The following is a 6,042-nucleotide window of genomic DNA, read 5'->3' on the forward strand; positions in this document are numbered from 1 at the left end:
CTCGGAATTTTCGCCGAGCGTTTTTATTTCTTCCCTACCATTTCTATTTTCACATGTGGATTTTCTTTCTCTATAAGCCCCAAGAATTCATCCATATTTTGCGGCATCGCAACCATATGTACTTTATATGCATTCGTCGTAATTTCAAGAGACTTTCCGACCTGACGTATAATTCTCACATCTTTTAATACAATATCATCATTTAAAATACCGTACTTTAATACGCCATTTTCTACTTTATGTTTTTTAATAAATACTTCCCAAACGAGTGGTACATTTACAATGAAGCATAAACCCATCCCAATCAACGCTGACATCCAATGCGCTTTATTGGTGAAAAGCATGACAATTGGATATATAAACATAAAAGCTAACGTAAGACAAACGAAAATGACTACTGACTTACTTCTTTGAATTGGAAAGTTCATACCTACACCCCCTAACCCAAATTATACCACTATTTCCATTTTGCTTCATAGAAAAAGGCCATTTCTAAATGACCTTTTACACAATGTACCTATAAAATTTCTTATCTACCTGTAGCACCGGAAAGTTTTTCGGCAACTCGTCTATACTCACACTTTCAAAACCATTCTTTTCATAAAAACGATGTGCCGCTAAAAATTTTACTGTTGTTCCTAAGTAAATATCTTTCAATTTTTTATCCTCAGCCCATGAAATTGCTGTTTGAAGCAACATATGTGATGCGCCCCATTCTTTTCCGCGAAACTCTTTCTTCACGAACATTTTTCTTAACGCTACTTGATGATTCTCAATATCTAATAAAGCTACTGTTCCAACTACTTTACCATCATAAATTGCTATCCAAAAGTTTCCGTAATCCTTTTGATAGAATGTTTCTATTTCAAGTAAATCAGGTTGCTCTTCTTTCGTAATGGGAACATTATATTCTTTTTGCTGAATATGAACGATAAGATCTACTACTTCCTCTTGAAACGTACTTTCATATGGAACAATACGAATCTTCTCGTTCATCGAATCTCTTTCCATTCTGAAGCTAGTAAACTATATACAGCGATATCATGAAAATGATCATATAGCCATTCTTCATCTCGTAAAATACCATCTAACTTAAATCCTAAACGTTCTGGAATTGCGCGGCTCTTCGCATTTCCAACACCGCACCGAATTTCAATTTTATTCAACTTTAAATTTTCAAATGCATAGTGAAGTACAGCCTTTACGCTACGCGTCATAATACCTTTCCCGCCAGCATCTTCTGCAAGATAATACCCAAGACTCGTCGCTTTCTTCCCCCAGCTCACTGGATGAATGCCTACCATCCCAACGAGCTTTCCTTTGTAACGGATACCACTTTCAAAACCGTCTCCCTCTGCAAACTTCTTTAACCACATCGGAAAAATCTCATCATAAGCATCAGCAGATTTCGTCCCATCTACCCAAGGGAGCCATTTTCGTAAATGATTACGGTTTTGATCTAATAATTGATATAATTCCTCTTTATGATGTTTTTCTAGTAATTGTAGTTCGATTTCGTCATCTACTCGGAGTGTGAACATATTTTTCAGTCCCCTTTTTAGTTTTCTTATTATTCTAACACTTATATTTCAAAACGCGTACCAATATATCAACGATTTTTGAAATATATCGAACACAACTCCATATATATAGACGTTTCAACATTAATGCATAACCACGACAACATAAAAAAGACGCACAGCTAAGCTATGCGTCTTTTCTATTACTTCTCTGCAACTTGAACTTCTTTTACGTAAGCTGCTTCGAATTTTTGGATGTCTCCTGCGCCCATGAAAATTAGAACGCCGTTTTTATGTTTCTTTAATACATCCGTTGTTGTATCTGTAATTAGTTCTGCACCGTCAATACGCTTTTGCAAATCTTCGATTGTTAATTCACCTTTGTTTTCGCGTGCTGATCCGAAAATATCACATAAGTATACTTGGTCAGCTTTGCTTAAGCTTTCAGCAAACTCATCTAAGAACTTTTCTGTACGTGAGAATGTATGTGGCTGGAATACAGCGACAATTTCACGCTCTGGATGTTTTTGACGAGCTGCTTCAATCGTTGCATTAATTTCTGTCGGATGGTGTGCATAGTCATCGATGATTACTTGCTCTCCCATCGGCTTTTCATTAAAGCGACGTTTTACGCCTTCAAAAGTTGTTAATTGATGTTTTACTGCTTCTACATCAACATTTTCATAATGGCAAAGCGCGATTACTGCTAACGCATTTAATACGCTGTGATTGCCGTATCCTGTAATTTTGAACGTGTCATAGTACGTATTACGAACGAATACATCAAAAATAGTGCCATCTGTTCTCTTTTGGATGTTGCGTGCTTGGAAATCATTATCTTCTCCAAATCCATAGAAAATAACAGGTACTTTCGCTTGAATTTTTTGAAGTTCTTCATCATCTCCACATGCAATAATGCCTTTTTTCACTTGCAATGCCATCTCTTGGAATGCACTGAATACATCATTGATGTCTGCAAAATAATCTGGATGATCAAAATCAATATTCGTCATAATTGCATAGTCTGGATTATAAGACAAGAAATGACGACGATACTCACAAGCTTCAAATACAAAATACTTACTATTTTCTACCCCATGCCCTGTTCCATCTCCAATAAGGTAAGATGTTGGATGTGCACCTTGCATTACATGGGCTAACAAACCTGTTGTTGATGTTTTTCCGTGTGCACCAGTTACAGCAACACTTGTGTATTGGCTCATCAGGTCACCTAAGAAATGATGGTAACGATGGACTGGGATGTTTAATTCTTTTGCTGCTACGATTTCTTCATGCGTATCAGGAAATGCATTTCCTGCAATAATCACTTGTCCTTCTTCTACATTATTCTTATCAAAAGGAAGGATCGAGATACTACGCTTTTCCAACGCTGTTTGTGTAAAGAAACGCTTTTCATAATCAGACCCTTGAACAGTATGCTTCATATCATGAAGAATTTGCGCTAATGAACTCATTCCTGTTCCTTTAATTCCTACAAAATGGTAAACTGTCATCTTAAAGAACCTCCAACATTTCGAACTAATACAACGGCCTATCTATAAGACAGTATATGAATCTTTTCTTATTTTGGTAATCATCATACATTTTTGATGTAGTGAAGTTATTCTTCCCTTCACTTATCAGGATAAACTCGTACGTACTTCTTTATATATCTATAACAAGTCCATTATAGCAAAAAAGAAGCCGCTATACTATGATAACAGAAAAACTGATAGGGTCAATCACCTATCAGTTTTTCTCTCTTTTACATCTCTTCTCTTTTTTCTAATTGAACACGCTCTAAACGTGGGTTTGGACGATATTTACGACCAGCTTTTGCTTCTGGTTTCCCATTTAATTCTACATTATCACCAGTAAAGCCAATATTCATTTTTAATAAGCTACTTCCTACCCCGTATATGTCAACAGGTACGTTTTGAGCTTCAAATTCACGAATACGCTTCTCATCAAATCCACCAGTTACAACGATGTCTACATGCTGGAATCCTTCTTCATCAAGTGCTTTACGAAGTGCGAATACAAGCGATGGGTTTACACCACGTGGATCGAATGTTCCAAGTACTTCTGGGTGGCGAATGAAGTATTGATCAATCATCGTGCGGGACGTATCTACACGTACACCTTTTAATGTTGATCCAAATTCACGCGCTACGCGAAGTGCATCTGTAATGACATCATTGTTGTAATCAATTAATACAACTAATTCATCTTCTGGGAATTTCTTATGATATGCTTTTGCCGCTTCTACAACATCACCATTAAACATTTGAATTAATGCGTGAGGCATCGTCCCCATACCACTTTTGCCCCACCATTCATTCATCGCATGCGTCGCTTGTGCGCTCATACCTCCGATGTATGCTGCATAACCGTCACCAGCTTGTTGTGTATAATGATCGTCACGATCTCCCATGAAAATAACTGGTTTTTCTTTATCTACGCTACGCGCAGCTTGGACAACGTTATATACGTTTGTCGCAACCGATGTACGACGAGCTAAAATCCCATCAATGACACCTTCTAAAAATCCGAAATTTTCATAAGGACCATGAATTGTTAACACTGTTTCAAATGGACTAATTTTATCGCCATCTTTTAAAGAGTTAATCTCAAGTTCCTCAGGATTTTTAGCGAATGTTTGTAACAACGCAATCACTTCATCTGTTCCGCAAAGAACTGCATTTTCCTTTTGGAAAAATTGCATCGTTACAACACTTTTCGGGCGAAATTCTTCAATGATTTCTCTAGTCTTTAAAAAGTAAACGGCAGAGAACCAACCTTCTCCAACGCGTTCGTCAAATTTAAATGTTTTATTTGTTAGTCTATTTATTTCACCTTTTAATTTTAATTCAATTTCTTTCATGTCGCTTTACTCCCTACTTTACTATCCAACATTTTCTCTTAGTATACAGCATAACCGTTTACTATACATTTGTTTCCTGCATAGCAGCGAATTCATCCTCAGAAATAAGGACATCTCTTGGCTTCGTTCCTCTTGCTTCAGAAATAATTCCTTGCGATTGCATCTCTTCAATGAGACGTGCTGCGCGATTATAACCGATGCGGAATTTTCGCTGTACAGAAGATGTGGACGCTCCCCCTTGTTCTACAACAAATTGACATGCTTCGAAGAACAATTCGTCTTCCGACTCAGCTTGTTCTGTTTTCGCTAATAAATCCTCTTGCTTAAATAAGTAATTCGGCTTCATTTGCTTTTTCACATGATCAACTGTCTTTTCAATCTCATCATCCGATACATATACACCTTGTACACGAACAGGCTTAGATGTACCGTTCCCTAAGAATAACATATCACCACGGCCAAGTAATTTCTCCGCGCCACCAATATCGATAATCGTACGCGAATCAACTTGAGATGATACAGTAAACGCAATACGCGTTGGAATGTTTGACTTAATTAAACCTGTAATAACATCTACAGATGGACGCTGCGTCGCTACTAATAAATGAATACCACAAGCACGTGCTTTTTGTGCAATACGACAAATCGCTTCCTCAACATCACCAGGTGCTACCATCATTAAATCGGCTAACTCGTCAATGACAATAACGATATAAGGTAATGTTTCTCCCGGAATTTCTCGCTCACTTACAATCGTATTATAACGAGTTAAATCACGAGCACCTGCGTGCGCAAACAATTCATAACGACGTTCCATTTCCTCAACTGCCCATTTTAATGCAGCTGTTGCTGCTTTTACATCCGTAATAACAGGTGCTACAAGATGTGGAACAGAATTGTATGGTGCAAGCTCAACCATCTTCGGATCAATTAACATTAACTTCACTTCATGTGGTTTCGCTTTATATAAAATACTCGTTAAAATCGCGTTAATACACACACTTTTACCTGAACCCGTTGCACCCGCAATAAGTCCGTGCGGCATTTTTCGAATATCCGTTACAATTGGATCCCCTGAGATATCAAGTCCAAGCGCAACAGTAAGCGGTGATTCACTCTTTGTGAATACAGGACTTCTTAAAATTTCGCGAAGAAATACTGGCTTACTTTCTTTATTCGGAACTTCAATTCCAATCGCACTCTTCCCTGGAATCGGTGCTTCAATACGAATATCTTTCGCAGCTAAGCTTAACTTAATATCATCACTTAAATTTGTAATTTTATTTACTTTCACACCTGGGTCTGGCTGCACCTCAAAACGAGTGACTGCCGGACCTTGCGATACATTAATAACATGTGCTCCAACGTGAAAATTATTAAACGTTGTATCTAATAATTCTTTCTGCTCCTCTAACCATTCTGTATTATCTAACGCTGATTGCTGTGGAATCGACAACAGCGCTAATGGCGGAACAGTGTATGTCGGTGGTGTGTGCAATACATTTCGCATATCGTTCTCTCTTTGATTTACAACATATGCTTTCTCTTGTACTTCCGTACTTGAAATTGGCTTTTGTACTTGCTCTACCACTACTTGCTGTATTGGTTGTTCTTCCACTTGTGGCTCTGCTACTACTT

Annotated in this window: 6 protein-coding genes; all 6 read right to left on the reverse strand. The window is 37.7% G+C overall.

Annotation, left to right across the window (positions count from 1 at the left end):
- Positions 1-23: 23 nt before the first annotated feature.
- Positions 24-428: a PH domain-containing protein gene (locus HMPREF2590_RS11505; protein ID WP_001010629.1), complete on the reverse strand. Its 405-nt coding sequence runs from the start codon at positions 426-428 to the stop codon at positions 24-26.
- Positions 429-504: 76 nt separating this feature from the next.
- On the reverse strand, positions 505-996 hold the full coding sequence (locus HMPREF2590_RS11510) for a GNAT family N-acetyltransferase (RefSeq protein ID WP_044584910.1): 492 nt from the start codon (positions 994-996) through the stop codon (positions 505-507).
- Positions 993-1,541: a GNAT family N-acetyltransferase gene (locus HMPREF2590_RS11515; protein ID WP_000494681.1), complete on the reverse strand. Its 549-nt coding sequence runs from the start codon at positions 1,539-1,541 to the stop codon at positions 993-995. The genes HMPREF2590_RS11510 and HMPREF2590_RS11515 overlap by 4 nt, the downstream gene beginning before the upstream one ends.
- A gap of 182 nt (positions 1,542-1,723) precedes the next feature.
- Positions 1,724-3,034: a UDP-N-acetylmuramate--L-alanine ligase gene (gene murC / locus HMPREF2590_RS11520; protein WP_000219468.1), complete on the reverse strand. Its 1,311-nt coding sequence runs from the start codon at positions 3,032-3,034 to the stop codon at positions 1,724-1,726.
- A 251-nt stretch (positions 3,035-3,285) separates the two neighbouring features.
- Entirely contained in the window at positions 3,286-4,404 is a 1,119-nt protein-coding gene (locus HMPREF2590_RS11525) for a nicotinate phosphoribosyltransferase (protein WP_000658370.1), read from the reverse strand.
- Between the two features lie 61 nt (positions 4,405-4,465).
- The coding region (locus HMPREF2590_RS11530; protein ID WP_141763530.1) for a DNA translocase FtsK at positions 4,466-6,042 on the reverse strand (1,577 nt) is incomplete at its 5' end.

The sequence above is a fragment of the Bacillus sp. HMSC036E02 genome (assembly GCF_001836235.1).
Taxonomy (GTDB): domain Bacteria; phylum Bacillota; class Bacilli; order Bacillales; family Bacillaceae_G; genus Bacillus_A; species Bacillus_A cereus.